This is a genomic window from Vibrio aestuarianus, assembly GCF_012395185.1.
GTDB lineage: Bacteria > Pseudomonadota > Gammaproteobacteria > Enterobacterales > Vibrionaceae > Vibrio > Vibrio aestuarianus.
Genome location: NZ_JAAZTU010000095.1, coordinates 1 through 1,553, shown reverse-complemented (window position 1 = coordinate 1,553; position 1,553 = coordinate 1). Strand labels below are relative to the sequence as shown.

At 49.9% G+C, this 1,553-nt stretch carries 1 rRNA gene; it reads left to right on the top strand.

The annotated features are described in order from the left end of the window. Window positions 1-79 precede the first annotated feature (79 nt). Window positions 80-1,553: ribosomal RNA gene (locus HGG78_RS18725) — 23S ribosomal RNA — on the top strand; the annotation flags it as partial.

Here is a 1,553-nt window from a genome sequence, read left to right as displayed (position 1 = left end):
ATGTCTCTCGCTCATTCAATAAAGAGAGACACTAAACCTTGGTGACTTGTCATCAACACGAAACTTCTTCGGGTTGTATGGTTAAGTGACTAAGCGTACACGGTGGATGCCTTGGCAGTCAGAGGCGATGAAGGACGTATTAACTTGCGATAAGCGTAGATTAGGCAGTAAAAGCCACTTGAGTCTACGATTTCCGAATGGGGAAACCCACTAGCATAAGCTAGTATCGCTGCGTGAATACATAGCGCAGCGAGGCGAACTCGGGGAACTGAAACATCTAAGTACCCGAAGGAAAAGAAATCAACTGAGATTCCGAAAGTAGCGGCGAGCGAAATTGGACTAGCCCTTAAGCTTTAAATGATGCAGGTGAACACGCTGGAAAGCGTGGCAATAAAGGGTGATAGCCCCGTAACCGACACATCATTCTAAGTGAAAACGAGTAAGGCGGGACACGTGATATCCTGTTTGAATATGGGGGGACCATCCTCCAAGGCTAAATACTACTGACTGACCGATAGTGAACCAGTACCGTGAGGGAAAGGCGAAAAGAACCCCTGTGAGGGGAGTGAAATAGAACCTGAAACCGTGTACGTACAAGCAGTAGGAGCAGGGCAATGCCTTGTGACTGCGTACCTTTTGTATAATGGGTCAGCGACTTATATTCAGTGGCAAGGTTAACCGTATAGGGGAGCCGTAGGGAAACCGAGTCTTAACTGGGCGCTTTAGTCTCTGGATATAGACCCGAAACCGAGTGATCTAGCCATGGGCAGGTTGAAGATTGAGTAACATCAATTGGAGGACCGAACCGACTAATGTTGAAAAATTAGCGGATGACTTGTGGCTAGGGGTGAAAGGCCAATCAAACTCGGAGATAGCTGGTTCTCCCCGAAAGCTATTTAGGTAGCGCCTCGGACGAATACTACTGGGGGTAGAGCACTGTTAAGGCTAGGGGGTCATCCCGACTTACCAACCCTTTGCAAACTCCGAATACCAGTAAGTACTATCCGGGAGACACACGGCGGGTGCTAACGTCCGTCGTGGAGAGGGAAACAACCCAGACCGCCAGCTAAGGTCCCAAATTACTACTAAGTGGGAAACGATGTGGGAAGGCTCAGACAGCCAGGATGTTGGCTTAGAAGCAGCCATCATTTAAAGAAAGCGTAATAGCTCACTGGTCGAGTCGGCCTGCGCGGAAGATGTAACGGGGCTAAGTAGTAAACCGAAGCTGCGGCTGCAATCGTAAGATTGTGGGGTAGGGGAGCGTTCTGTAAGCCGTTGAAGGTGTGTTGTAAAGCATGCTGGAGGTATCAGAAGTGCGAATGCTGACATGAGTAACGATAATGGGGGTGAAAAACCCCCACGCCGGAAGACCAAGGGTTCCTGTCCAACGTTAATCGGGGCAGGGTAAGTCGACCCCTAAGGCGAGGCTGAAAAGCGTAGTCGATGGGAAACGGGTTAATATTCCCGTACTGCTTATAATTGCGATGGGGGGACGGAGAAGGCTAGGTGGGCCTGGCGACGGTTGTCCAGGTTCAAGTGCGTAGGCTAAGAGA